The sequence below is a fragment of the Bifidobacterium thermophilum genome, from assembly GCF_037482445.1.
GTDB classification, from domain to species: domain Bacteria; phylum Actinomycetota; class Actinomycetes; order Actinomycetales; family Bifidobacteriaceae; genus Bifidobacterium; species Bifidobacterium thermophilum_B.
The window spans coordinates 1-25,402 of the sequence record NZ_JBBHLY010000001.1 but is presented as its reverse complement, the minus strand read 5'-3'; the positions used below and the strand labels follow the sequence as shown (position 1 = coordinate 25,402).

The 25,402-nt window shown below is 63.6% G+C and carries 19 protein-coding genes; 16 read left to right on the top strand and 3 right to left on the bottom strand.

Features of this window, described 5'->3' with window-relative positions; translation table 11 throughout:
• Positions 1-55 precede the first annotated feature (55 nt).
• The 3 genes from WD012_RS00095 (at position 56) to WD012_RS00085 (ending at position 3,775) form a co-directional block, all read left to right on the top strand.
• On the top strand, positions 56-1,822 hold the full coding sequence (locus WD012_RS00095) for a sensor histidine kinase (RefSeq protein WP_339562080.1): 1,767 nt from the start codon (positions 56-58) through the stop codon (positions 1,820-1,822).
• A 102-nt stretch (positions 1,823-1,924) separates the two neighbouring features.
• Entirely contained in the window at positions 1,925-2,314 is a 390-nt protein-coding gene (locus tag WD012_RS00090; protein WP_339561798.1) for a cold-shock protein, read from the top strand.
• Positions 2,315-2,323: 9 nt separating this feature from the next.
• Positions 2,324-3,775: a DUF3027 domain-containing protein gene (locus WD012_RS00085; protein ID WP_339561797.1), complete on the top strand. Its 1,452-nt coding sequence runs from the start codon at positions 2,324-2,326 to the stop codon at positions 3,773-3,775.
• 190 nt (positions 3,776-3,965) lie between these two features.
• Here the strand turns inward: WD012_RS00085 and WD012_RS00080 are convergent, their stop codons facing one another.
• A complete protein-coding gene (locus tag WD012_RS00080; RefSeq protein WP_339561796.1) occupies positions 3,966-4,946 on the bottom strand; it encodes a universal stress protein in 981 nt (326 codons plus the stop codon).
• A 138-nt stretch (positions 4,947-5,084) separates the two neighbouring features.
• On the opposite strand from WD012_RS00080, the gene WD012_RS00075 reads away from it, so the two are divergent.
• Positions 5,085-7,673 carry an ATP-dependent Clp protease ATP-binding subunit gene (locus tag WD012_RS00075; protein WP_339561795.1) on the top strand — a complete coding sequence of 863 codons (2,589 nt, stop codon included), beginning with the start codon at positions 5,085-5,087 and terminating at the stop codon, positions 7,671-7,673.
• Between the two features lie 217 nt (positions 7,674-7,890).
• Here WD012_RS00075 and WD012_RS00070 read toward each other — a convergent pair whose 3' ends face one another.
• Positions 7,891-9,342 carry a DUF349 domain-containing protein gene (locus WD012_RS00070; RefSeq protein ID WP_339561794.1) on the bottom strand — a complete coding sequence of 484 codons (1,452 nt, stop codon included), beginning with the start codon at positions 9,340-9,342 and terminating at the stop codon, positions 7,891-7,893.
• A gap of 91 nt (positions 9,343-9,433) precedes the next feature.
• Between WD012_RS00070 and hisS the strand changes: the two genes are divergently transcribed.
• From hisS to WD012_RS00015, 11 genes are all read left to right on the top strand, one after another.
• Complete coding sequence (gene hisS, locus WD012_RS00065) at positions 9,434-10,825, top strand: histidine--tRNA ligase (RefSeq protein ID WP_422614318.1); 1,392 nt, start codon at positions 9,434-9,436, stop codon at positions 10,823-10,825.
• A gap of 69 nt (positions 10,826-10,894) precedes the next feature.
• Positions 10,895-12,694, top strand: coding sequence for an aspartate--tRNA ligase (gene aspS, locus WD012_RS00060; protein WP_015450645.1), 1,800 nt, complete (start codon positions 10,895-10,897; stop codon positions 12,692-12,694).
• Positions 12,695-12,895: 201 nt separating this feature from the next.
• Positions 12,896-13,690 (top strand): amino acid ABC transporter ATP-binding protein, encoded by a 795-nt coding sequence (locus WD012_RS00055; RefSeq protein ID WP_339561792.1) that lies wholly within the window; start codon positions 12,896-12,898, stop codon positions 13,688-13,690.
• A gap of 109 nt (positions 13,691-13,799) precedes the next feature.
• Positions 13,800-14,615: a glutamate ABC transporter substrate-binding protein gene (locus tag WD012_RS00050; protein WP_339562079.1), complete on the top strand. Its 816-nt coding sequence runs from the start codon at positions 13,800-13,802 to the stop codon at positions 14,613-14,615.
• Complete coding sequence (locus WD012_RS00045) at positions 14,612-15,289, top strand: amino acid ABC transporter permease (protein WP_339561791.1); 678 nt, start codon at positions 14,612-14,614, stop codon at positions 15,287-15,289. The genes WD012_RS00050 and WD012_RS00045 overlap by 4 nt, the downstream gene beginning before the upstream one ends.
• Positions 15,290-15,294: 5 nt before the next feature.
• A complete protein-coding gene (locus tag WD012_RS00040) occupies positions 15,295-16,467 on the top strand; it encodes an amino acid ABC transporter permease (RefSeq protein ID WP_339561790.1) in 1,173 nt (390 codons plus the stop codon).
• A gap of 18 nt (positions 16,468-16,485) precedes the next feature.
• Positions 16,486-16,614 (top strand): hypothetical protein, encoded by a 129-nt coding sequence (locus tag WD012_RS00035; protein WP_273303273.1) that lies wholly within the window; start codon positions 16,486-16,488, stop codon positions 16,612-16,614.
• A 174-nt stretch (positions 16,615-16,788) separates the two neighbouring features.
• Positions 16,789-17,367: a YbaK/EbsC family protein gene (locus WD012_RS00030; protein WP_339561789.1), complete on the top strand. Its 579-nt coding sequence runs from the start codon at positions 16,789-16,791 to the stop codon at positions 17,365-17,367.
• A 51-nt stretch (positions 17,368-17,418) separates the two neighbouring features.
• Positions 17,419-18,486: a PPK2 family polyphosphate kinase gene (locus WD012_RS00025; RefSeq protein ID WP_339561788.1), complete on the top strand. Its 1,068-nt coding sequence runs from the start codon at positions 17,419-17,421 to the stop codon at positions 18,484-18,486.
• 816 nt (positions 18,487-19,302) lie between these two features.
• Positions 19,303-21,903 (top strand): DEAD/DEAH box helicase, encoded by a 2,601-nt coding sequence (locus tag WD012_RS00020; RefSeq protein WP_339561787.1) that lies wholly within the window; start codon positions 19,303-19,305, stop codon positions 21,901-21,903.
• Between the two features lie 51 nt (positions 21,904-21,954).
• Positions 21,955-23,475 carry a replication-associated recombination protein A gene (locus WD012_RS00015; protein ID WP_339561786.1) on the top strand — a complete coding sequence of 507 codons (1,521 nt, stop codon included), beginning with the start codon at positions 21,955-21,957 and terminating at the stop codon, positions 23,473-23,475.
• Between the two features lie 20 nt (positions 23,476-23,495).
• Here WD012_RS00015 and WD012_RS00010 read toward each other — a convergent pair whose 3' ends face one another.
• Positions 23,496-23,801, bottom strand: a complete 306-nt coding sequence (locus WD012_RS00010) for a YhbY family RNA-binding protein (RefSeq protein ID WP_339561785.1) — start codon at positions 23,799-23,801, stop codon at positions 23,496-23,498.
• A 274-nt stretch (positions 23,802-24,075) separates the two neighbouring features.
• Here WD012_RS00010 and WD012_RS00005 point away from each other — a divergent pair, with 274 nt between their 5' ends.
• Complete coding sequence (locus WD012_RS00005) at positions 24,076-25,212, top strand: 4-hydroxybutyrate dehydrogenase (protein WP_339561784.1); 1,137 nt, start codon at positions 24,076-24,078, stop codon at positions 25,210-25,212.
• The last annotated feature ends 190 nt before the right edge of the window (positions 25,213-25,402 follow it).

Here is a 25,402-nt window from a genome sequence, read left to right as displayed (position 1 = left end):
CGCCGCGGTGCGCGGATGGAACGCCCTGCGATCCCTGGTCATCCACCGTCTGGATATGGTACCGCTGAGCACCAAGCTGCTGGCCTGCATGATGGTCCTGCTCGCGGTATGCGCGGCGGGCATCACCTTCTCCATCAGGCAGCTCGTCGGCAGCTATCTGCTGCAGAAAACCGACACCCAGCTCGCGGAACAGGCGCAGCTCGTCTACGACAATATCGACGTGCTGCGTAACAAGGACAGCAGCGAACAGGGCAGCGTGGGGCCCAACGACTACTTCATGCAGATCCGCGATACGGACAACCGCATCCTCAACACGCCGCTGGTGCCGGTCATGCGCGAGGATGTGATCTCCATGCCCCGCCTGCCGGCGGACGGTTCCATGGGCGACGTCAAGATCGGCGAGCCGTTCACCACGTCCTCCGAAGTGCGGGCGACGAACGGTTCCTCGGTCAGCCGCAGCACCCTGCAGGCCGCAAGCGCCCCATGGCGGGTCCTCGCCCTGTCCTGGGGCAAGAAGACCGCTGACGGGGGAGCCCAGATCCAAGGCGTGATTTACATCGGCCTGTCACTGAACGACCAGATCGACACCGTGAACACCCTGACCAAATACTGCACGCTGGTGAGCATCGCCATCGTGCTGGTCGGCGCGGTCATCGCCACGGTCCTGATCCAGAGCACCCTCGCCCCGCTCAAGCGCATCGAGAAGACCGCCGCGAAAATCGCCGCGGGCGACCTCAGCCAGCGTGTGCCGAGCGCACCGGAGAACACCGAGGTCGGCTCCCTTGCGGCATCGCTGAACACCATGCTCGCGCGCATCGAGCACAGTTTCAACGAGCAGCAGGAGACCACGGAGAAGATGAAACGCTTCGTCTCCGACGCCAGCCACGAACTGCGCACCCCGCTCGCCGCCATCCACGGGTATGCCGAGCTGTATACCCTCCAACGCGATATGCCGGGCGCACTGGAGCGCGCTGACGAATCCATCAGCCATATCGAGGCGTCAAGCGCCCGCATGACCGTCCTCGTGGAAGACCTGCTGTCTTTGGCACGGCTTGACGAAGGCCGGGGCATCGACATCACCCAGCAGGTGCCGATCACCGCCCAGGTCAACGATGCGTGCGATGATCTGCACGCCCTGGACCCGCAACGCGGTATCACCAAGGGGGTGCTGCAGTTGCGCCACGGCGGCGAGAACCAAGGTACATGGCTCAGCTTCAGCCCCGACGACCTTCCGCAGGTCACCCTGACCGGGGACGGGTCCAGGCTGCGCCAGGTCATCACCAATATCGTCGGCAACATCCACCGCTACACCCCGCCGGATTCCCCGGTGGAGGTGGGGCTCAGCGTGCTGTCGGCGTCGATTGCGCCCAACCAGCTCAGCCATCTCGCCTCGAACGGCAAGGGGCTTACCTCCTTCCTGGAAGCCGCGGAAGTGGGGCAGAGCCTCGGCACCGGCATCCCGTATGCGGTGATCCGCTTCGCCGACCATGGCCCTGGCGTCCCCGAGGCATCCCAATCGCAGATCTTCGAACGCTTCTACACCGCCGACCCGTCGCGGGCGAGGCAGAAAGGCGGCACCGGCCTCGGCATGGCGATCGCCCAGTCGGTGGTCAAGGCGCATCGCGGGCTGGTCAGCGCCACCACGACCCCCGGGGGAGGCCTGACCCTGACCGTCATCCTGCCATTGGACCCCGCCCAGACCGCCGCCCCGGCCAAGCCCGGTTGCCCGGCAGCCGGGCTTGAACAGGCCGGCAGCCGTGGCAGAAAGCCCAAGAACGACAGGCGACGCAAGGACAAGAACCCCCAGGCCGGCAGGAAGTGACATTGCGCACAGCTGATACGCCCGTCCATGCGGTAGACTGATAAGCTGGTTGACATGTGGCAGGAAAGATCTGCCTTGATACGGAGTTTGTGAGGTGCGGTTATGCCCACGGGACGGGTACGTTGGTTTGATGCGAACAAGGGGTACGGTTTCATCGTCGCAGACCAGGGCAAGGACGTGTTCCTGCCCGCTACGGCGCTGCCGCACGGCATCACCACATTGCGCAAGGGCACCAAAGTGGAGTTCTCCGTCGTCGACGGCCACAAGGGGCCGCAGGCGATGGGTGTAAGGCCGGTCGCCTCTGCGCCGTCCCTGGTCAAGGCGACCCGGCCGAAGCCGGATGACATGGCCGCCATCGTCGAAGACCTCATCAAGCTGCTTGACAAGGCCGGCAACGACCTGCGCCGCCACCACTACCCGTCGCCGGCGGACAGCAAGAAACTGGCGACGGTGATGCGCGCGCTCGCCGACGACTTCGACGTACAGGACTGACGGACACTGATGGGCATGAACGTGGAATCATCGCAACAGGAACACGGGCAGACGGTGCACGTCACGCCGCAGGCGCTGGCGCGTTCCGTCGCCCAGACCGTGGCGGACGAGCCGGAGCAGGTCGGTGAAGCGACCCGGCAGATCGGGCTCGACGACAATGTCACCGATTTCCGGTTCGCATCGAACAAACGTGGCTATGAGGGCTGGGAATGGTCGGTGACCCTGTACCATGACGTCGAGCTTGACGAATGGACGGTCAACGAATCCTCGCTCGTGCCTACGGACGCGGCACTGGTTCCCCCGGCGTGGGTGCCGTGGAAGGACCGTCTGCTGCCGACTGACCTGTCGGTCACCGATGCCATCGGCACCGAGCCGGATGACCCGCGCCTTGAGGACGGGTTCCGTCCCACGCGCCCCGCCTCCGACGCGCAGGTTGAGGCCCGGCAACCCGAATCCCCGGCGGCGCAAGCCGCGAACGGCCAGGACGATGAGCCGGCCGGCTCCGGCGCACGCGTCCAGGACGCGACCGGTGACGGGCCACAGGGCGACGGTGAAGCCATAGCCGCGGCAACGACGACCCAGACGCAGCCGGAGGACACCGACGAAGACGGCACCGCTAGGCAGGATATCGAGGACAGCGTCGAGGAGTTCATGCTCTCCCGGCGTCACGTGCTCAGCCCGCTTGGGCGCGACCAGACCGCCAAACGCTGGTATGAGGGGCCGCACGGCCCCAAGGCGCTGTCTACGAAAACCGCCGCCGGCAACGTATGCTCGACATGCGGGTTCTTCGTGCCGCTCAAAGGCGATTTCGACCGCATGTTCGGCGTGTGCGCGAACAAGTGGAGCCCCGATGACGGCCGTGTGGTCTCATTGGACCACGGGTGCGGGGAACATTCCGAGATCGACCCGCCCGAGCCATCGCATCTGTGGGTCCAATCCAAGCCCGCATACGATGACACGCACATCGATGTCATCGCACAGGCGCCGCGCGAGGAACGCGGCCAGGTCGAGCTGCTCGAGGAAGCCAGCGAGGACGATATCGACAACAACACTGTTGAGGATGACGAGACGGACATCGAAGATACCGGTGAAACCTCGCAGACCCCGCAGGTCGAATCGGTGATTACCATGGACGACCTGGAAGCCGCGGGATTCCCTGACAGCGATGACGACGACACCGACGGGGCCGACGAATCCGCTGAGGGTGGCGAAACCGTTGAAACCGCGGCGAGCACAGCGACAGTCGAGCACTCGGCGTCCGCCGAGGACGCTGGTGCCGCTGGTGCCGCGCAATCCTCAGATGCCGCGCAACCGGCAGCAGCTGTGCAAGCCGACGATACGACCGATGCCGGCAACGACAGCGCCGATAATCCCGATGCCACGAATGTCACCGATGCCGCTGGTGCCGCTGATGCCGCGGATGCAGGCAGCGCCGAGGATAACTCCCAAAGCGCCGGCTGAACGGGCACTGCCGTTGAAGACAGACTAGGCAAGGGCCGTCCGCCCGCAGGAGCATGAATCCTGCGGGCGGACGGCCCTTGCCATATCCGTAACAGCGTATCCGTCACATCATCAGGCGTGCGGCCGGCCCGCCAGCGGGTCCGACCGTGTCGCCGCTGGCGGGCAGATGCCCCGGGGCCGGTCCAAACGCTCAGTGCACGACGGTCACCGTGCACTCGGCGAAATTCACGAGCTGGCGGGAGACCGAACCGAGGAAATGCGCATCCAGCCCGTTGAGTCCGCGTGATCCGACAATGAGATGGCTCGCATACCGCGATGCGCTGATCAGCCCCTTGGCCGCCGGGATATGGAAGGCGTTCGCCTGGACGTCGAGCCCGTCGCCGAAATCGGCGTGGGCAACCGCCTCATCCAGCAGCTGCTGCGCCCGCTGTTCAGCGACATGCAGAGGAGGCACGGCGTTCTCATATCCCGGGACCGCATCAAGGTCCTTGATCTGCCAGCAGAACAGGACATGCAACGGTGCATGGTGGATCCTCGCCTCGTCGGCGGCATAGACGAGCGCCCGCCGTGCGATCGGCGAGCCGTCAATGCCGACGACGACCGGCTTGACCCGCCCTTGGCCGACCACCGGCGGCTGCGCGTAATGCACGGTGGTCTCGCCGGGGGTCAGCGAGTTGGCGATCTCGTCCTGGACGCTCGCCTCCTCGTCGCTGGCGAAACGCACGACCGTCACCGGCACTTTGGCCTCCTCGGCAAGCGAGGCGGACAGTGATCCCAGGAACCAGCGCGCCACGCGGCCCAAGGAACGGCGGCCGACGACAATCTGCTGCGCGCCGGATCCCAGTTCCAGCAGCGCATGCGTGCCGGTCGCCCTGACCGAGGTGAGTTTGAGCCGTGAGACATCGAAATCGATATCCGAGCACGCCTGGTCGACCCAGTCGCGCAGCCGTTGTGCCATCTGCTCACGAACCTGGCCCCACGCCTCGTCGCTTTGCGGCTGCGAGCCCATGTCCCACGAGTGCGTCCAGCCGAATACGGCATTGACATGCTGTCCGGTCAGGGTGGCCTCGCGTATCGCCCAGCGCAATGCCGCGAACGATTCATCCGAACCGTCCACGCCGACCACGATGTCCGCCGTCCGGGCGACGGCATATTCACGATTGTCCGTCATGTCTTCCTCCTTGAGGCAGCTTTCCCTTCCCAGCATATCGTCTTGTTTGCGTTGATAGCGCAATTCCCGCGCCTTGTGGAAGAAACGTCACCGTGAATCGGTAGAGTGAAGTGGACAAACAACAGTGGAAGGACAAGCATGTTCGAACGGTTTACCGACCGTGCGCGGCGCGTGATCGTATTGGCGCAGGAGGAGGCTCGCACTCTCCAGCACAATTACATCGGCACCGAACATCTGCTGCTCGGCCTGATTCGCGAGGGCGAGGGGGTCGCCGCCAAGGCGCTCGCCGCCAAGGGCGTGAATCTGCAGGATACCCGTAAGCAGGTCGAAGAGATGATCGGCAAGGGCAATGCGTCGCCCAATGGTCATATCCCCTTCACCCCGCACGCCAAGCAGGTGCTCGAGCTGAGTCTGCGCGAGGCGCTGCAGCTGGGGCACAGCTATATCGGCACCGAGCATATCCTGCTCGGCCTGATTCGCGAGGGCGAAGGCGTCGGCACGCAGGTGCTCATCAAGATGGATGTCGACCTTGGGGAGCTGCGCAGCACGGTCATCGATATGATCCGCGGCAATTCGACCGGCCCGGATACCGACAACAAGGGCGAGCTGGCGAACGCCGGCGGCGTCCAGGACAAGCGCGGGCAGACCGGTTCGGCGATCCTCGACCAGTTCGGCCGCAACCTGACCGCCGAAGCCGCCGCCGGCAAGCTTGACCCGGTGATCGGACGCTCCGAGGAGATCGAACGCGTCATGGTCGTCCTGTCCCGCCGCACCAAGAACAACCCGGTGCTGATCGGCGAGCCGGGTGTCGGCAAGACCGCCGTCGTCGAGGGTCTCGCCCAGAAGATCGTCGCCGGCGATGTCCCGGAGACGCTCAAGGACAAGCAGGTCTATTCCCTCGATTTGGGCTCCATGGTCGCCGGTTCACGGTACCGCGGCGATTTCGAGGAGCGTCTGAAGAAGGTGCTCAAGGAAATCAAGACCCGCGGGGATATCGTCCTGTTCATCGACGAGATCCATACGATTGTCGGCGCAGGCAGTGCGGATGGCGCCCTGGGTGCGTCCGACATGCTCAAGCCGATGCTCGCCCGCGGCGAGCTGCAGACCATCGGCGCGACCACGACCGAGGAGTACCGCAAGTACATCGAGAAGGATGCCGCGCTGGAACGCCGGTTCCAGCCCATCCAGGTCCACGAGCCGTCGATCGCCGAGACGATCGAGATCCTCAAGGGCCTGCGCTCGCGCTATGAGAACCATCATCACGTGACCATCACGGATGGCGCGCTGCAGGCGGCCGCCGAGCTGTCCGCGCGCTACATCCAGGACCGCCACCTGCCGGACAAGGCCATCGACCTGATCGATGAGGCCGGCGCTCGGCTGCGCATCAAGCGCCTGACCGCACCGCCGGAGCTCAAGGACCTTGACGCGCAGGTCGCCAAGGTGTCCGCCGAGAAGGATGAGGCCATCAAGAAGCAGGACTTCGAGAAGGCCGCCGAATTGCGCGACAGCCAGGAGAAACTCGAGGCCGAGCGCAAGGAGAAGGAATCCTCGTGGCGTCAGGGCGAGTCCAACGTCAAGATGGAAGTGAACGAGGACGTCATCGCCGAAGTCGTCTCCAGCACGACCGGCATCCCGGTGTTCAAGCTCACCCAGGCGGAGTCGAAGAAGCTGCTCAACATGGAATCCGAGCTGCACAAGCGCATCATCGGCCAGGATGAGGCGGTCTCCGCGCTCGCCCGGTCCATCCGGCGCACGCGTGTCGGTCTCAAGGATCCGAAGCGCCCCGCAGGCTCCTTCATCTTCGCCGGCCCCACCGGTGTCGGTAAGACGGAGCTCGCCAAGACGCTGGCGCAGTTCCTGTTCGACGACGAGGACGCGTTGATCCGCGTCGACATGTCCGAGTTCTCCGAGAAGTACGCCGCGTCGCGTCTGTTCGGCGCGCCTCCGGGGTATGTCGGGTACGAGGAGGGCGGCGAACTCACCGAGAAGGTGCGTCGCAAGCCGTTCTCCGTCGTCCTGTTCGACGAGATCGAGAAGGCCCATCCGGACATCTTCAACACGCTGTTGCAGGTGCTTGACGACGGTCATCTCACCGACGGCCAGGGTCGCAAGGTCGACTTCAAGAACACCATCATCATCCTGACCACCAATCTTGGTACGCGCAATATCGCCAAGACCGCGAACACGGGCTTCAACCTGGGTTCGGATACCGAGACGAGCTATGACCGGATGAAGGAGCAGGTGTACAGCGAGCTCAAGGAGCAATTCCGTCCCGAGTTCCTCAACCGCCTGGACGACATCATCGTGTTCCGCCAGCTCACCGAGCCGCAGGTGCGCCAGATCGTCGACCTGGACGTCAAGCAGCTCAACGACCGTCTGTTCGACCGGCACATGTCGCTCGAGCTTACCGACAAGGCGAAGGACCTGCTCGCCGAGAAGGGCTTCGACCCGCTGCTCGGCGCGCGTCCGCTGCGTCGCGTGATCCAGCGTGACATCGAGGACGCCATCTCCGAGAAGATCCTCATGGGTGAGCTCCATGACGGTGAACGCGTGGTCGTGGATGCCGAAGGTGAAGGCATCCTCGGTGAATTCACGTTCGCCGGTGAGGATTTCGCCGGGCAGGATGGCGACGGGCATGAGGATGCCGACAAGCTGGTCGGCGCCACCGCATCGGCGGATACGTCCGGCGCCGCGGCTGATGGCGGGGATACGCCGTCGCTGGCATAACGCCACAGATACCGCCACTGTTCGAAGAGGGGTGGTCCTGCATGACGCGGGACCACCCCTCTTGGGCTCTATCGCTGGTGCTATCGCTCGTCTCCGGCATTCCCATGGACCATGGGATACGCCCGGTGCCGCCCGCTTTCGGCGACCGGTATACGAATCGCCGGGACCTCGCGTTGTGCGCGATCCCGGCGATTCGTATATTGCAGGCTGCCGAAAGCTACTTGATGGCGTTCAGCCACTGCTCCTTGGTGGCCTTCTCGGCCTCGAGCCCGGCCTTCTTCTTCGGGTCGGACTCGGCGGCGATCTTGTCGTCAAGCTCCTTGAGCTGGGCGTTGAGCTGCTCTTCGAAGCTGGACTTGCGGGCGTCCGCCTCCGGATCGCTCTTCTTCCACGCGGCGTCCTCGACGGCCTTGATCTGGCGGTCGACCGCGTCGAGACGGTCCTCGATGCGGCGCATGTCGTCACGGGGCACATAGCCGATCTGGTCCCATTCGCCTTGGATCTCCGCGAGCTTCTGCCGGGCCTGCTTCGCGGCCTTCTCGTCGGCGACCGGCACCAGCGCCTCGGCCTTCTTCAGGAGCTCCTCCTTCTTGGCGAGGTTCTCCTTCTCGGAGGAGCTGACCTGGTCCCGGTCGGCTTGACGGGCGTTGAAGAACGTGTCCGCGGCTTCACGGAACTTGGCCCACAGTGCGTCGTCATCGCTGCGTCCGGCGCGTCCGGCGCGCTTCCAGCGGTCCATGAGCTCGTTGAACTTGTGCGAGGTTTCGCCCCAGTCGGTGGAATCCTTGATGTCGTTCGCCTCGGCGATGATGGCTTCCTTCTCGGCCTTGGCTTGCGCGCGCTCGTTGTCGCGGGCCTGCGCCCACTTGCGGCGCTGCTGGTTGAAGGTCGTGCGGGCGGCGGAGAAACGCTTCCACAGCGCGTCCGCGTCGGCCCGGTCGATGCGCACGGAATTGCGCTGGTGCGACTGCCACTCGTCGAAGAGGGCGCGGAACTTGTCGGCGGTGGAACGCCAGTTCGTGTCGTCGCCCAGCCCCGCGGCGAGCGCCTCCGCCTTCTCCACGATCGCCGTGCGTTCCTGCACCGCCTTGGCGACCGCCTCCTTGCGGCGGTTGGACAGTTCCTCCTTCTTGGCGGCGCCCTGCGCCTTGAGCTGCTCGAACTGCGCCTTGAGCGCGGCGACATCGCCGACAACGGCGGGTTCCTTGGTCTCTTCGCCGAGCAGCTTGACGGATTCGTCGATTTCGCGAGGCTTGATGGTGCCGGAGTTCAGACGGTTCGCGAACACGTCCAGCTTCTCCTTGAGGTCGAGGAAGCGGCGGGCGTACAGGGCGAGCGCCTCCTCCTTGGACGCGTCGGGGAACTGGCCGACTTCGCGTTCCCCTTCGCCTTCCTTGACGTATACGGTGCCGTTGTCGTCGACACGCCCGAACGCCTCGGCCTGCTTGACGTCCGCATCGGAATAGGACACGTGTGCCGACGGCACGGCCTGGTGGTGCGCGGGCTTCTTCTTGGCGAACGCGGCGGGCGACGGCGCGTGGTGCATGATGTTCGCGGGGGAGGGGACCGCTGCGGGCGTGGCGCCGGTCTGCTGTTTCGCGTCAGGCTCCGTCGTCTGCGCGATGGGTTCGGTGGTGTTCTTGGGTTCGGTGACGTTTTCGTCGGCCATGGCCAGCTCCTTAAGCTCATGTGGTGAGGGGTCGCGGGGGCATGAGACATCGGTCGCATGTTTTCCGCAACTTCACTTATTATAGGGAATCGTGGCTAAAGGCGCATCAATTTCAGGATTTCCAGAGTGGCTCCCCTCTGAACGTGTTGTGGAGCAGCGTGTCATCGACACGCTCCGTAGGGTTTTCGAGCTCAATGGTTTCATCGGCATCGAGACGCGTGCCGTTGAAACCGGCGCGAGTCTGCTGAAGAAGGGCGAGACCAGCAAGGAGATCTACCTGCTGTCGCGTCTTCAGGAAGTCGGCCATGAATCCGACACGCCGATCGAGGAGCGTCTTGGCTTGCATTTCGATCTGACAGTGCCGCTGAGCCGCTATGTGGTCGAGCATTCCGGCACGTTGGCGTTCCCGTTCAAGCGTTGGCAGATCCAGAAGGTCTGGCGTGGCGAACGTCCGCAGGAGGGCCGGTTCCGTGAGTTCGTGCAGGCCGATATCGACGTGGTCGGCAACGGGGACCTGCCTGAGCATTACGAGGTCGAGCTGCCGCTGGTCATGGTGAGCGCATTGGAGCAGCTGCGCGAGTATGGCCTGCCGAAGGCGACCGTACACGCGAACAACCGCAAGCTGTCCGAAGGCTTCTACCGCGGGCTTGGCCTGACCGACATCGAGGGCGTGCTGCGCGAGATCGACAAGCTCGACAAGATCGGTGCCGACGAAGTGGCCCGTCTCTTGGTCGAGGGCTGTGGGGCGGATGAATCGCAGGCCCGTGCCTGCCTGGAACTCGCCGAATTGACGGCGGCGGACGGCAAGGAGCTCGCCGGGAAGTTCGATGCCCTGTGCGCCAAGCACGGCATCGCGACGGACAGCGAAGCATACGCCCTGGCCCGCCAGGGTCTGGATACGCTTGCGATGATCGTCGACGAGGCGGCGCGTATCCGCCCCGGCTCGGTGATCGCGGACCTCAAGATCGCCCGCGGTCTGGATTATTACACCGGTTCCGTGTATGAGACCTTCCTTGACGGTGCCGATTCGCTCGGCTCCATCTGCTCGGGCGGCCGCTACGACAACCTCGCCTCGCAGGGCAGCAAGCGCTACCCGGGTGTCGGCCTGTCCATCGGCCTGTCCCGCCTGGTCTCCTACATGCTGCACACCGCAGGGGCGCATGCCTCGCGTATCTCCCCGGCCGCGGTCATGGTCGCCGTGTGGAACGAGGAGGACCGTCCCGCCGCCAATGCCATCGCCAACCAGCTGCGTGCCCGTGGCATCGCGGCCGATGTCGCCCCGACCGCGGCGAAGCTCGGCAAGCAGATCAAGTACGCCGACAAACTGGGCATCCCGTACGTGTGGTTCCCCGCTGCGGCGAGCGAGGATGGCGAGGCCAAGGGCGACGAGGTGAAGAACATCATCACCGGCGACCAGGCCCCTGCCGATGCCAAGTCGTGGGAGCCGGATACTGTGTATGCCCGGCAAACTGTCAACCTGTAAACACACTGAAATGCTTGGAAAACCCGGTTTTCCGCCGATTTCTGAGGACTTGACAAGAATAGAGGAAGCATGAGCCAGACGGCTTACAGAACACATCATGCCACGGAAGTGACCGAGGCGCTGGTCGGGCAGAAGGTCACGCTCGCCGGTTGGGTCGATCGTCGTCGCGACCACGGCGGTGTGGCGTTCATCGATTTGCGCGACAACACCGGTCTCGTGCAGATTGTCATCTATGACGAGGAAATCGCGCGCCCGCTGCGCAGCGAATTCGTCATCCAGGTCACCGGCGAGGTCCGCCTGCGCCCGGACGGCAATGAGAACACGCATCTGGCCACCGGCAAGATCGAGGTCGTCGTCGAGGATCTCAAGGTGCTCGCCAAGGCCGACGCCCTGCCGTTCCAGGTGTCCACTGCGCTCGAGAACGAGTCCGAGAACAAGCTTCCGGGTGAGGACGTGCGCCTAAAGTACCGTTATCTTGATTTGCGCCGCCCGCAGATGCAACGCAACTTGAAACTGCGTTCCGATATGACGAAGGCCGCGCGCCACGCGCTCGAGGACATGGACTTCACCGAGGTGGAGACCCCGACCTTCATCAAGTCCACTCCTGAAGGCGCCCGCGACTTCCTCGTGCCTGCCCGCTTGGTGCCGGGCTCCTGGTACGCGCTGCCGCAAAGCCCGCAGCTGCTCAAGCAGCTGCTCATGGTCGGCGGTGTTGAGCGCTACTACCAGCTGGCGCGCTGCTACCGCGACGAGGACTTCCGTGCGGACCGCCAGCCGGAGTTCACCCAGCTCGATATGGAAATGAGCTATGTCGACCAGGAGGACGTCATCGCGATGGCCGAGAAGGTCATCCAGGCGATCTGGAAGACCCGCGGCTATGACATCAAGCTTCCGCTGCCTCGCATCTCCTGGAAGGATGCGATGGACAAGTACGGCTCCGACAAGCCTGATCTGCGGTTCGGCAATCAGCTCATCGAGCTGACTGACTACTTCAAGGACACGCCGTTCCGCGTGTTCCAGGCTCCGTATGTCGGCGCGGTGCTGTTCAAGGGCGGTGCCTCGACTCCTCGCCGTCAGTTCGACGCATGGCAGGAGTGGGCGCGCCAGCGTGGCGCGAAGGGTCTCGCCTACGTGCAGTTCACCGAGGACGGCGAGCTGAAGGGACCGGTTGCCAAGAACCTGTCCGAGCAGGAGCGCAATGGCCTCAAGGAGGCTGTGGGCGCCGAGGACGGCGACGCGGTGTTCTTCGCCGCTGGCGCCCGTGAATCCTCCCAGCTGCTGCTGGGTGCGGCTCGTGTCGAACTTGCCCGTCGTGCTGGTCTGCTGCATCCGGACGAGTTCGCGTTTACGTGGGTTGTCGACTTCCCGCTGTTCAAGCCGACCGATGATCCGGATGACGATGATGTGGCAGTCGGCCACTCCAAGTGGACTTCGATGCATCACCCGTTCACCATGCCGAGCGCCGACTGGATTGACAAGTTCGACAAGGATCCGGAACATGCGATGAGCGATTCGTATGACATCGTGTGCAACGGCGAGGAAATGGGCGGCGGCTCCGTGCGTATCCACCGCGTGGATATCCAGGACCGTGTGCTCAACGTGCTGGGCATTGGCAAAGAAGAGGCCGAGGAGAAGTTCGGCTTCCTGCTCGAGGCCTTCAAGTACGGCGCCCCGCCGCACGCGGGTATCGCGCTCGGCTGGGATCGTACGGTGTCTCTGCTCGCCGGTGCCGATTCCATCCGCGATGTCATCGCCTTCCCGAAGGCTGGCGGCGGCCGCGACCCGCTGACCGGTGCCCCTGCCCCGATTTCGGACGAGCAGCGCGCCGAAACCGGTGTCGACTACGACCCCGAGGAGGACGAGGACTGAGTCCGCGTTCGCCAGGACGTCTGGGGGTTGATGCCGCGAACACAAAAAATTAACCTCCAGGAAACATGATGCCCTGTCCCGCGCAACGGTGCGGAACAGGGCATCCTGCGTTCCGGCCCGCATGCCGCTGCCGGCGGCCATCGAGGCGAATAGGCGGAATGCATCCTGAATTGTCGGCTCGAACCGGTTAGACTGGCATGCATGTCTGAAATCCAAGAACAACACACCGCGAATACCACTACCATACAGGGGCAGGATGCGCATCCGCTGGTCGAACTGACCCACGTCGAGAAGCACTTCGGCCACCTGCACGTGCTCAAGGACATCAACCTCACCGTCAACAAAGGCGAGGTGCTGGTCGTGGTCGGGCCGTCCGGCTCCGGCAAATCCACGATGTGCCGCACCATCAACCGCCTCGAGACCATCGATTCGGGCGACATCCGCATCGACGGCAAGCCGCTGCCGCAGGAAGGCAAGGAGCTGGCCGCCCTGCGCGCCGAAGTCGGCATGGTCTTCCAGTCCTTCAACCTGTTCGCCAACAAGACGATCCTCGACAATGTCACGCTCGCTCCGATCAAGGTGCGTCACATGCCCAAGGACGAGGCCGAGAACCTCGCCATGGACCTGCTCGCACGCGTCGGCGTCGACTCCCAGGCAAGCAAGATGCCGGCCCAGCTGTCCGGTGGCCAGCAGCAGCGCGTGGCCATCGCCCGCGCTCTCGCGATGAAGCCGAAGGTCATGCTGTTCGATGAGCCGACCTCCGCGCTCGACCCGGAAATGGTCAACGAGGTTCTGGACGTGATGACCGAACTCGCCCACGAGGGCATGACCATGATCTGCGTGACCCACGAAATGGGGTTCGCCCGCAACGTGGCCGACCGGGTCGTGTTCATGGCGGACGGCAAGATCCTCGAATCCGGCGCGCCCGACGAGTTCTTCGAACACCCCAAGACCGACCGTGCCAAGGACTTCCTGTCGAAGATCCTCACCCACTGAGCATTGCAATCCATCGGTGTGGGGCCGCCCTGCGGGGATGAGGGCGCAGACACCGGTGGCGCCAAGGAAAGGCATTATGAACAAGAGATTGAGCAGTATGACCGGGCGTATGATACGCACGGTCGTGGCGGCCGTATGCGCGGTCGCTTGCGTGCTGTCCGTCGCCGCCTGCGGGGCGGATGACGAGGCGGGCAAGATCCGCATCGGCATCAAATTCGACCAGCCCGGCCTGGGCTTCAAGAAGTCCGGCACGTATGTCGGTTTCGATGTGGATGTGGCCAAGTACATCGCCAAAAGCCTGGGGTATTCCGAGGACGAGATCATCTGGAAGGAGGCCCCGTCCAAACAGCGTGAGGCGATGCTGCAGAACGGCGACGTCGACATGATTCTCGCTTCCTATTCCATCACCGATGACCGCAAGCGCGTGGTCTCCTTCGCCGGCCCGTATTTCGTCGCCGGGCAGGACCTGCTGGTACGCAAGGACGAGAAGGGCATCAACGGCCCGCAGGACCTCAACGGCAAGCGCCTGTGCTCGGTGACCGGCTCGACGTCCGCCGTCACAGTCAAGGAGCGGTTCGCCAGCAAGGTGCAGCTCATGGAACAGCCCGGATACGCGGAATGTGCGACCGCGCTGCTGTCCGGTATCGTCGACGCGGTCACCACGGACGACATCATCCTCGCCGGTCTCGCCTCGGCGTCCCGCGGAAGGCTGCGGGTGGTAGGCAAGCCGTTCACTGTCGAACGCTACGGCGTCGGCATCAAGAAAGGCAACACCAAACTCGCCGCGCAAATCAACAATGCCATCACCCAGATGATCCAGGACGGCTCCTGGAAGCGTGCGATCGACGACAACACCCAGGGTGTCGCCTACACGCCGAACGCCAAATACAACCCGCCGACACCGACGGAAGGGGAGAAGCAATGAACGCGTTTGCCCAGCTATTCAGCCAGTATGACATTCCTGGCGCCTTCCTGGTGAATATCGAGCTGACCCTGTGGTCGGCGCTGTTCTCCACGATACTCGGCGTCATCCTGCTGCTCATGCGGATCTCGCCGATCTCCTCGTTGCGCCGGGTGGCCAGCGGGTACGTCGAGCTGTTCAAGAACATGCCGCTGACCATCATCATGGTGTTCATGGTGCTTGGCGTGTACGCGCAGCTCAAACTCAGCTTCTCGAACACCTTCGCCACGAACTTCTTCTGGCTGGCCATCACCGGCCTGTCCCTGTATACGGCGGCGTTCGTATGCGAGTCCCTGCGCTCGGGCATCAACACCGTGCCGATCGGCCAGGCCGAAGCCGCACGCGCCCTGGGACTGAATTTCTGGCAGGCGGCCACACAGGTCATCCTGCCGCAGGCCATCCGCGGCTCGGTCGCGCCGTTGGGCAACACGTTCATCGCGCTGCTCAAGAACTCCACCGTCGCCGCGGCGGCATCGGTGGCGACGGAAACCTCGACCATGATGAGCGAGATGATCGAATACCACGCGGATGTGATCGTGCCGATCTTCCTGACCTTCGCCTTCGGCTACGTGATCCTCATCATCCCGTTCGGGGCGCTGACCACATATCTGTCCAACAAGCTCGCGGTACGGAGGTGACCGGTATGGCGAACGCAACAAGCAACAACGACACCGACACGTCGGTCCTGTTCGACGCGCCCGGCCCGCGCGGCCGCAAACGCATCCGCATCGCCAACGCGGTGGCGGTCGTCGTCTTCGCCGTCGTGCTCGTGCTCATCCTCATGCGCCTGCACAACCCGCCACAAGGCGAGAACCAGCTCGCATGGGAACTGTGGAAACCTGCGCTGGACGCCGAGGCGTGGACCGACTTCTATCTGCCCGGCCTGTGGATGACCGTCAAGGCCGCGTTCGTCGCGGTGATCGGCGCCGTGCTCTTCGGCATCGTCTTCGGCATCGGGCGCCTGTTGCCGGCGGCCCCGGTGCGCTGGGTCTCCGCGGTGATCGTGGAATTCTGCCGTGCCGTGCCTGTGCTCATGATGATGATCTTCTTCTGGCGCCTGTTCGCCTTCATGGGCATGGAAGACCCCGCCTACTGGTCGGTGGTCCTCGGTCTGGTGCTCTACAACGGTTCCGTGGTCGCCGAACTCGTGCGCTCCGGCGTCGGCAACCTGCCGAACGGGCAGCATGAGGCGGCGCTCGCCCTCGGCCTGACCCGCACGCAGTCCCTCATGCAGGTCGAGGTCCCGCAGGCGATTTACGCGATGCTCCCCGCGGCGGTCACCCAGCTGGTGGTCGTGTTGAAGGACACCGCGCTCGGCTCGATCATCATGTATACGGATCTGCTGCAGGAGTCCCGTCGCCTCGGCTCGATGTACTTCAACATCCTGCAAACGCTCGTGGTCGCCGCGGTCATCTACTTCGTGCTGTGCTGGCTGCTGTCCCGGCTCGCTGAATGGCTGCCCTCGCGCATGCAGCGCCATACGGCGGCACCGGCCGAACCGGAAGTGGTCGCGCCGATTGCCATCATGGACCCGTCCAATGTCAACCAGATCGCGGTGGCCAAGGAATCGGGCGAATTGCCGCGCGGCGGTGCGCCACGCACCTATCATGAGCACCACCGTGGTTCGAACGCGTCCATCCATGAATGGCAGAAGACCCGGTACATGCAGGGTTACGACGAGAAACACCCGGATGTGGCCCAGCAGCGCCATCATCTCGAGGTTGCCTTGCCCGGCATACCCGGTACCCACAAGAAGCGGGACAGTGATGCGGGGCAGGGTGGTGAAGGTCGCGACGACGCCAGACGCGCAGACTGACCGACATCTGGCATCAGTATGCCCGAACATACCGGCACCGGCCCGGTCGGCGGATTCGATATCCCGCCGGCCGGGCCGGTGCCGTTGAGCGGCGGTGTCCGTAGGGGAGTGGATGCCACTGTAGACGCCGTCCTTGCCCGTGCCTGACTCCGTCGCATATCGGCGGTGTCTGTGGCCATGAACACCGGCCATAACCAACGCGTATACGCTGAAGGCCCCGGCAGGCGTTTCCCCACACATCCCCGCGTTATGCTCGCAACCACAATCGCCCACGAATAGAGCGTAGGCAACAACAGGTACGGACATGAAAGCGAGGATCCCATGGCGGATTTCAAGGCGACGACCGGCGATCTGGAACTTCACGACTGGCACGGCAGCAAGCTGCTCGCCCAGCCCGTATTGGACGCCCTGACGCGATTCACTTCGGAAGGCATCATCGATCCGGCCCAGATACTCGGTGTCACCGAGAACCTCGACGAGGAATCGGATACGGATATCTTCTGCCCGCGGCACGGGCTCGATCTTGCGCAAGCCGGCAATGTCGTCATCGTGCATACGCATAAGACGCGCAAGGCCCCGCCGCAATTCGCCGCGGCACTGGTCAACGGCGACACGCGGGCGGATCTCAACGGCCTGGTCAAGCACACGTTGCAGGTCAGCAAGGTCTCGTTCGCCCCCGTGGCCGACGCCACAGCCGCCACCGGTATGGAGTCCGGAGGCATGTCGCCGATCGGTTTGCCTCCTCAATGGCCCGTGTTGGTCGACGCGCGCATCCTGGAAACGCCTACACTGTTCATCGGAAGCGGCATACGTCCTTCGAAACTGGTCGTCAACGGCGCACTGTTCGCATACCTGCCGGGTGTGCGTGTCATCGAAGGGCTCGGCAGGCCTCGCGGGTAGGCGCGGCAATTCGTCGGTAGGCCTGCTTCCGCACGTATCAGGAGGCATACGATGACAGACACGGCACCACATACTGCCGAAGACGGCAAGCAGCGCAACCACGAGCATAAGGGCCACGACAAGGATAAAGATAAAGCCAGGGACAAGGACGGTGCCAAGCAGGTCGGCAAGGCGCTGCGCAAAGCCGAGCATCATATCGAGAACCTCGACAAGGGCCCGGATGACGATATCGAACGCCGTCTCGAACGTGCCGACGCGTCGTCCAAGCTGCTCAGTTCGGTGTGGGACGAGCCGCCCGCTGAGCTTCTGCAATTCCATCCGGGAGACCGGTTGACGGATGTCGATGGCGGTTCCACCCCCGGCTTTCCCGGCAACAAGGCGCAAGGTGAGCGTTTCATCGCCATCAGCTCCGGCGAAATCGCGAGATACCAGCAATTGCTGTACGCGAACGGGACGAAAGGGTCCCCGAGGCGTATGCTCATCGTGCTGCAAGGCATGGATGCGTCCGGCAAGGGCGGCATCGTACGGCATGTGTTCAGCCAGACCGACCCGATGGGCATCCATTACCACGGCTTCGGCGCCCCTACCAAGGAGGAGCAGGCGCACGACTACCTGTGGCGGGTCCGCCGTGAACTGCCGAAACCCGGCTGGATTTCGCTGTTCGACCGGTCCCATTACGAGGACATCGTCATGCCGCATATCTATGGCACGTTCCCTGAGGATGTGTGGCGCGCCCGGTACGACCAGGTCAACGAGTTCGAGCACGAGCTTGTGGACAGCGGCTGCACGGTCATCAAGATCTTCCTCGTGATCACCAAGGACAAGCAGAAAGAGCACTTCCTCACGCGCCTGAGCGACCCGACCAAGCACTGGAAGTTCGACGTGAGCGATTTGGACGCCCGAGCCCGGTGGGATGACTACATGGCAGCATGGCAGGAGGTGTTCGAGAAAACCAGCACCCCGGAGGCGCCGTGGTACCTGGTCCCCGCGGACAACCGCTGGTATTCCAGGGCGGTCGTCAGCGAGCTGCTGCGCACATCCCTGCGCGATATGGGCCTGAGCTGGCCGCCGCTGAACTGCGACGCGGACGCGATGCGCCGTCGCCTCGATGAGGAGTAGCGGCTGGGGGAGCGGCTCGGCGTGTGGTGTTTGGTGCTTGGATAACTCCGCCGCCGTGCGACTCCCCGGTCGCACTGCTGCCCGGTACCGCCGCCTGCCCTGCCGATTCCCACGCTATCCTGCCGCCGTGTGACTTTCCGATTGCATGATGGTCAGGTGTCTTCTGTTCTGTCCGGTAAGTCCCGGCTATCTTGCCGTTGTGCGATTTTCCTGTCACATTGCGCTCTGATGCCGTTGCCTGCCTCGCCGATGCCCGTGCTATCTTGCTGTCGTGCGATTTCCCGGTCGCACTGTGCTTTGATATCGCCGCCTGTCCCGCTGATTCTCCTGCTGTCTCGCCGTTGCGCGACTCCTTGGTCGCACCCAGGCTCGGTGCCTGCGTCTCGGCTGCTCAGTCCGTTGGTATCTGGCCTTCGTGCGATTGTCTGTCGCACAGTGGCCCGATGCCTTCAGTTCGGCTGCTGAGATTCCCGGATCCTTGGTGCTGTGCACCTGCCCGGTCTCACAACAGCTCAGTACCGGCTGCCCTACCTCCGCATCCGTCTTAACTGGCCTGCTCTGCGACTCACCTGCCGCACAGCAGCCAGATGCCATTCCATCCATCCGTCAGCGCCTGCGATATCTCACTGGCGTGCGACTACCCGGTAACACGGCTGACGAGTACCGACGTCCCCGTCGTAGAACCGGCTCCTATCCGCTTACCGTGCGATGATTCCGTCGCGTGACTCCAAGATACTGGGGGCATATGGCGCCTGCACGCCGAGCTTCCGCTGTCCCCATCGCCCGCAAGGCACGCCACGCGTTAGACTCAGGGGTATGACGCAGGACGAGCAACGGCTGGATGCCGACGGAACGAACGGGTACGGGTCACTCGGGGTGTTGGCCCCGCACGACGGCGAGCAACGCAACCTTGACGCCGACGCGATTTTCGATCGCTTCTTCGGTTGGGTGGAGGACACCAAGGGCATCACCCCGTGGCCCCACCAGGAAGAGGCCATCATGGACCTGCTTTCGGGCGACCACGTGATCCTCAACACCCCGACCGGCTCCGGCAAGTCGCTGGTGGCGCTCGGTATGCATTTCGCCGCGTTGTGCACCGGCCGCCGCTCCTACTACACCGCGCCGATCAAGGCGCTCGTCTCCGAGAAGTTCTTCGACCTGGTCGAGGTGTTCGGCAGGGACAACGTCGGCATGATCACCGGTGACACGCATATCAACGCCGACGCGCCCATCATCTGCTGCACGGCGGAAATCCTCGCGAACCAGGCGCTCAGGGAAGGCGACCAGGCGGATATCGGCTGCGTGGCGATGGACGAATTCCACTATTACGGCGATAGTGAGCGCGGCTGGGCTTGGCAGGTCCCACTGATTACGCTGCCGAACACGCAGTTCCTGCTCATGAGCGCGACGCTCGGCAACGTCGATGCGATCGCCGACCGGCTCGAAGACGCCACCGACACGGATGTCGACATCATCGCCGACGCCCCGCGCCCGGTGCCGCTCACCTACGAATACACCGACAAGCCGCTGCCAGCGACCATCGAGCTGCTGGTCGGCAAGGGCGACACCCCGATCTACATCGTCCACTTCTCGCAGGATGCCGCATTGACCACCGCGCAGGCGCTCGCCAACAGCAATGTCTCCACCAAGGAGCAGCGTCAGGCCATCGCCGAGGCGATGAAGGGCACGAAGTTCACCACGGCGTTCGGCAAGATTTTGCAACGTCTGCTGCGCACCGGTGTCGGCGTGCATCATGCCGGCATGCTCCCGCGCTACCGCCGGCTGGTCGAGCAGCTCGCCCAGCAGGGCCTGCTTCCGGTGATCTGCGGTACCGATACCTTGGGCGTCGGCATCAACGTGCCGATCCACTCCGTGGTACTCACCGCGTTGACGAAATTCGACGGTGTCAAGACCCGCCGTCTTCGCGCCCGCGAATTCCACCAGATTGCCGGCCGCGCCGGCCGCATGGGCTTCGACACGGAAGGGCTGGTAGTCGCCGAGGCTCCGGAATACGAGATCGAGAACGCGCACCAGCTGGCCAAAGCCGGCAATGACCCGAAGAAACTCAAGAAAGTCAAGCGCAAGAAGCCGCCGGAGGGGTTCGTCACCTGGAATGAGCACACCTTCGACAAGCTCATCGAGGCGGCCCCCGAGACTCTGGTCCCGCATTTGAAAATCACGCATTCGATGGTGCTCAACGAGGTCGCCCAAGGCGGCGACGCCCGTGCCCGCGTCGACAAGCTCATCGACGACTCAGCGCAGACCGACGAGCAGAAAGCGCATCTGCACCAGCTGGCGGACGACATCTTCCGCACCATGCTCGACGAGCATTTCATCGAGGCCGTTCCGCGTGACGACGACACCACGGATTACGTGCTTGACGTCGACATGCCTGATGATTTCGCGCTCGACCAGCCGTTGTCCCCGTTCCTTGTCGCCGCGCTCGACCTGCTCGACCCGGATTCGCCCACGTATGCGCTCGACGTCATCTCGATGGTCGAGGCGACGCTCGACGACCCGATGCCGGTGCTCAAAGCCCAGCAACGGCAAGCCCGCGACAAGGCGATGCAGGAGATGAAAGCCGACGACATCGACTATGACGAACGCATGGAACGCCTCCAGGAGATCACGTATCCCAAGCCGCTTGAGGATCTGCTGAATCAGGCCTTCGACACGTACCGCCAGTCGGTGCCGTGGGCGGGCGACTACATGCTCAGCCCCAAATCCGTGCTGCGTGACATGGTCGAAACCGCCTCCGATTTCAACGGGTACATCGCCCGGTACAATATCGCCCGCTGCGAGGGCACCCTGTTGCGTTACCTGTCGGACGCCTACCGTTCGCTCGCACGCACGGTTCCGCAGGACATGCTTGACGACCAGCTGCGCGACGTCATCTCCTGGCTGCGGCTTGTCGTCCGCTCCGTTGATTCCAGCCTCGTGGACGAGTGGGAGCATGCCGGCCAGAACGATGAATCCGCGCTTGACGCGGCGGCGCCCACCAGCCGTGACGCCGTGGTCGCCGACCGTCGCGGGCTCACCGTGCTCATCCGCAACGCGATGTTCCGCCGCATTCAGCTCATGGATCTCGACCGTCCCGAGGCACTGGGAGACCTCGACCATGATTGGGGCTACGGCGTGCACGAATGGGAGGACGCGCTCGAAGACTACTATGACGAGCACGACTATGTCGGTATCGACGCAGCCGCCCGCTCGCCCGAACTGTTCATCGTCGACGACACGAACGAGCACAAGGAACATACATGGCAGGTCAGGCAGATCATCGACGATTCCGACGGTGACCATGACTGGGCGATCGGCGGCACGGTCGATCTCGATGCCACGCAGGAAACCGGTGAAACCGTGTTTGTCGACTATCACGTCGGCCCGATCGGCTCCGACGGCCAGATCGAGGACTGACCGCGCATCGCCGGAGTCGAACGATTGTTCGAATTGGAGTAGGGTGGAAGCATGACCGATGATCTGTTCGCCGCCGCCGACGCGCCTGACGACGTGTTGCGTCCGCTTGCCGTGCGTATGCGTCCCGAAACCCTCGATGAAGTAGTCGGCCAACAGCATGTGCTGGGGGACGGTTCGCCGCTGCGCCGGCTTGCCGACCCGCAGTCGCAAGGCTCATTGACCGCTCCGAGTTCGATCATCCTGTTCGGCCCCCCGGGAGTGGGCAAAACCACGCTCGCCTACATTGTCGCCAAACAATCCGGGCGTGCCTTCGAGGAGCTCTCCGCCGTGACCTCGGGGGTCAAGGATGTCCGGGCGGTCCTCGAACGCGCCCATGAACGGCTGGTCACCTCGCACAAGGAGACCGTCCTGTTCATCGACGAGGTCCATCGTTTCTCGAAATCCCAGCAGGACGCCCTCCTGCCCAGCGTCGAGAACCGTGACGTGACCTTCATCGGGGCCACTACGGAAAACCCGAGCTTCTCGGTCATCAAACCGTTGCTCAGCCGTTCTGTCGTCGTCAAACTCGAATCGCTCGACGACACCGACCTCGGTACGCTCATCGACCGTGCCATCGCCAGTCCACGCGGACTGGAAGGCACCGTCGCCATCGACGATGACGCCCGCGACGAGATCATCCGCATGGGCGGGGGAGACGGGCGCAAAACCCTGACCATCCTCGAAGCGGCCGCGGGGGCGGTCAGCGGCGGCAAGCGCGCGAACGATACCGGCAAGCCCCCGGTAATCACCCCGGACATCGTCGGCAGTGTCATGGATGTGGCGACCGTACGATACGACAAGCATGGCGACGACCATTACGATGTCATCTCGGCGTTCATCAAATCCATGCGCGGCTCCGACCCGGACGCCGCCATCCACTATCTCGCCCAGATGCTCAGGGCGGGAGAGGACCCGAGATTCATCGCCCGGCGCATCATGATCGCAGCGGCCGAGGAAGTCGGTATGGCCGCCCCGCAGATCCTCCAGGTCACGGTCGCCGCCGCCCAAGCGGTCGCCATGATCGGCATGCCGGAAGCGCGGATCATCCTCGCCGAGGCGACCATCGCCGTGGCCACCGCCCCGAAATCCAACGCCAGCTACAATGCGATCAATGAGGCGCTCGCCGACATCGATGCCGGGCATATCGGCCAGGTTCCGCTATATTTGCGCAACGCCCCGACCAAGCTGATGAAAAGCTGGGGCAACCACGAAGGGTACAAGTACGCCCATGATTATCCGGGTGCGGTGGCACCACAGCAGTACATGCCTGACGAATTGGTCGGACGCGAGTATTATCGCCCCAACGACCGTGGGTATGAGCGTCAGGTGAAGGAGAATCTGACGCGAATCAAGCCGATTCTGCATGGAACCGGAACCTCCGGAGCTACAGGAACCGGTGTCCAACCAGCATCGTCGGAACCTGGGCACGCTACGCAATCCAAGCCGGCGACATCGCCGGATCAGCACGCTTCGCCGCAATCCGGGTCCGGGGCGTCGCACACATCATCGGATGCAACGGCCCAGACTGATTGATGGACGACGATCAGGAACGCCTACTCACGCACCAGTATGATTTTCTTCACGTCATCCCGGCGAGATTCGCGATATAGCACGAACCGGTTGCCGATCACCTGTACGACATCCGCCCCAAGCCGCTGGGCGAGCTGGTCGGCCGCTTCGCGGGCAGTCAGGCCTGAGCCGTCCTGGACCGCGCATTTGATGAGCTCATGCTTGTCGATTGTCTCATCGGCCTGCTTGACGGCCGCATCGGTCACATCGTTCTTGCCGATCCACAGCAACGGGTTGAGCTGATTGGCCATCGCCCTCAGCTGCTTGGTTTGTTTCTTGGTCAGTGCCATGACATCCTCCGTATCGATTGCGGGTCCATCGGTTCGCCCCGCATGCGCGTGAACCAACCATACCGCATGCCGCGGTCCTTGAGGGCAGGCGCGTGATGTGTCCGCATCATGGCCAACGCCGCACTGGTATGTTCTCCACGGGTTTGAACGATTCCGGACCGCTGTCACATGCAGGAAACACACCGGACACATCCGGTGAAATGTCCGGCCCGATAATGCGCGTATCGTTCCCGCACGCCGCAGTGTGTGTGCGGGCCGTTGAAAGAAGGTTGGTATGAAGCAGCTCACCGTTGGCCCCGTGATCCACAAGTTCCCCACGGTCGCGGAATTTGCGAAGGAATTCGATCTTGGGCCTGACGACCTGCTGGTCACCATGGATGTGATGCACGAGTCGTTCTTCGCCGGCATCACCAACGGCGCCCACGTGATCACCGTAGACAAGTACGGCAGCCAGGAGCCGACCGACGAGATGGTCGACGCGCTCATCGCCGACGCCTCCACATACAAGTATTCCCGCATCATCGCCGTCGGCGGCGGCGCCGTCATGGACATGTCGAAAATCGTGGCCGTAGCCGGCGGTGACGGCATCGATGATGTCATCGACCATCTGGCCGACCATCATCGCAAGGTGCGTCTGGTGCTCGTGCCGACCACCTGCGGTACAGGCAGCGAGGTCACCGAGATCGCCGCGGTGAACCGCACGCGTCTGGGCTGCAAGGCGGGTATCGCCGGGCCGGAGATGTTCGCCGATGACGCCGTGCTGATACCCGAACTGCTCACCGGCCTGCCCAATCGCGTCTTCGCCACGAGCTCCATGGATGCGCTCGTGCATTCGGTCGAATCCGCGCTGTCACCGAACGCCACACCATACACGAAGATGTTCAGCTACAAGGCAATCGAAATGATCGTCGGCGGATACCAGCAAGTGACCGAGGCCGGTGAGGCGGGGTCTGCAGAACGACGGGCGAAACGCAACGAGCTGATGGACGACTTCCTCATCGCCTCCGATTTCGCCGGCATCGCCTTTGACACCGCCGGATGCGCGGCCGTGCACGCGTTGAGCTATCAGCTGGGCGGCAAATACCATGTGCCGCACGGCGAATCGAACTACGCCATGTTCACGGGCGTGTTGCGCAACTACATGGAAATCAAATCCGACGGAGAGATCGCCACGCTCAACGCCTTCCTCGCGAAGATCCTCGGATGCGATACCAGCGTGGTCTATGACCGCCTCGAGGAGCTGATCAACAAGCTCCTACCGAAGAAGGCGCTGCACGAGTACGGCGTGACCCGCGAGGATCTGCCAGAGTTCGCCGAACGTGTGATGACCACGCAGGAGCGGCTCATGCGCAACAATTTCGTGCCGCTGGATTACGACCGCGTGCTGAAGATCTTCATCGAACTGTATTGATTCGCCATACGCGATGCGGTGACGCAGCATCGTCGCCGGCGTGATCCCGCCGATGGGAGGTGCACCGCCGGATCATGTTGCGTAGGGACGCCATTGCGTCGTGTGTGCGTTGCGTCGCCGCAACGGACGGTATCCGGGTACCGATGAGACTGAGAGGTTTCATCGGCACCCGTGTTTTCGACACGCCGGT

Excerpts from the sequence above, each read along its gene's own strand:
- WD012_RS00025 (WP_339561788.1), top strand. The coding sequence starts at position 17,419 with ATGACAGACACGGCACCACATACTGCCGAAGACGGCAAGCAGCGCAAC.
- aspS (WP_015450645.1), top strand. The coding sequence starts at position 10,895 with ATGAGCCAGACGGCTTACAGAACACATCATGCCACGGAAGTGACCGAG.
- WD012_RS00085 (WP_339561797.1), top strand. The coding sequence starts at position 2,324 with ATGGGCATGAACGTGGAATCATCGCAACAGGAACACGGGCAGACGGTG.
- WD012_RS00020 (WP_339561787.1), top strand. The coding sequence starts at position 19,303 with ATGACGCAGGACGAGCAACGGCTGGATGCCGACGGAACGAACGGGTAC.
- WD012_RS00090 (WP_339561798.1), top strand. The coding sequence starts at position 1,925 with ATGCCCACGGGACGGGTACGTTGGTTTGATGCGAACAAGGGGTACGGT.
- WD012_RS00045 (WP_339561791.1), top strand. The coding sequence starts at position 14,612 with ATGAACGCGTTTGCCCAGCTATTCAGCCAGTATGACATTCCTGGCGCC.
- WD012_RS00055 (WP_339561792.1), top strand. The coding sequence starts at position 12,896 with ATGTCTGAAATCCAAGAACAACACACCGCGAATACCACTACCATACAG.
- WD012_RS00005 (WP_339561784.1), top strand. The coding sequence starts at position 24,076 with ATGAAGCAGCTCACCGTTGGCCCCGTGATCCACAAGTTCCCCACGGTC.
- WD012_RS00075 (WP_339561795.1), top strand. The coding sequence starts at position 5,085 with ATGTTCGAACGGTTTACCGACCGTGCGCGGCGCGTGATCGTATTGGCG.
- WD012_RS00070 (WP_339561794.1), bottom strand. The coding sequence starts at position 9,342 with ATGGCCGACGAAAACGTCACCGAACCCAAGAACACCACCGAACCCATC.
- WD012_RS00010 (WP_339561785.1), bottom strand. The coding sequence starts at position 23,801 with ATGGCACTGACCAAGAAACAAACCAAGCAGCTGAGGGCGATGGCCAAT.
- WD012_RS00015 (WP_339561786.1), top strand. The coding sequence starts at position 21,955 with ATGACCGATGATCTGTTCGCCGCCGCCGACGCGCCTGACGACGTGTTG.
- WD012_RS00040 (WP_339561790.1), top strand. The coding sequence starts at position 15,295 with ATGGCGAACGCAACAAGCAACAACGACACCGACACGTCGGTCCTGTTC.
- WD012_RS00095 (WP_339562080.1), top strand. The coding sequence starts at position 56 with ATGGTACCGCTGAGCACCAAGCTGCTGGCCTGCATGATGGTCCTGCTC.
- WD012_RS00080 (WP_339561796.1), bottom strand. The coding sequence starts at position 4,946 with ATGACGGACAATCGTGAATATGCCGTCGCCCGGACGGCGGACATCGTG.
- WD012_RS00035 (WP_273303273.1), top strand. The coding sequence starts at position 16,486 with ATGCCCGAACATACCGGCACCGGCCCGGTCGGCGGATTCGATATCCCG.
- WD012_RS00050 (WP_339562079.1), top strand. The coding sequence starts at position 13,800 with ATGATACGCACGGTCGTGGCGGCCGTATGCGCGGTCGCTTGCGTGCTG.
- WD012_RS00030 (WP_339561789.1), top strand. The coding sequence starts at position 16,789 with ATGGCGGATTTCAAGGCGACGACCGGCGATCTGGAACTTCACGACTGG.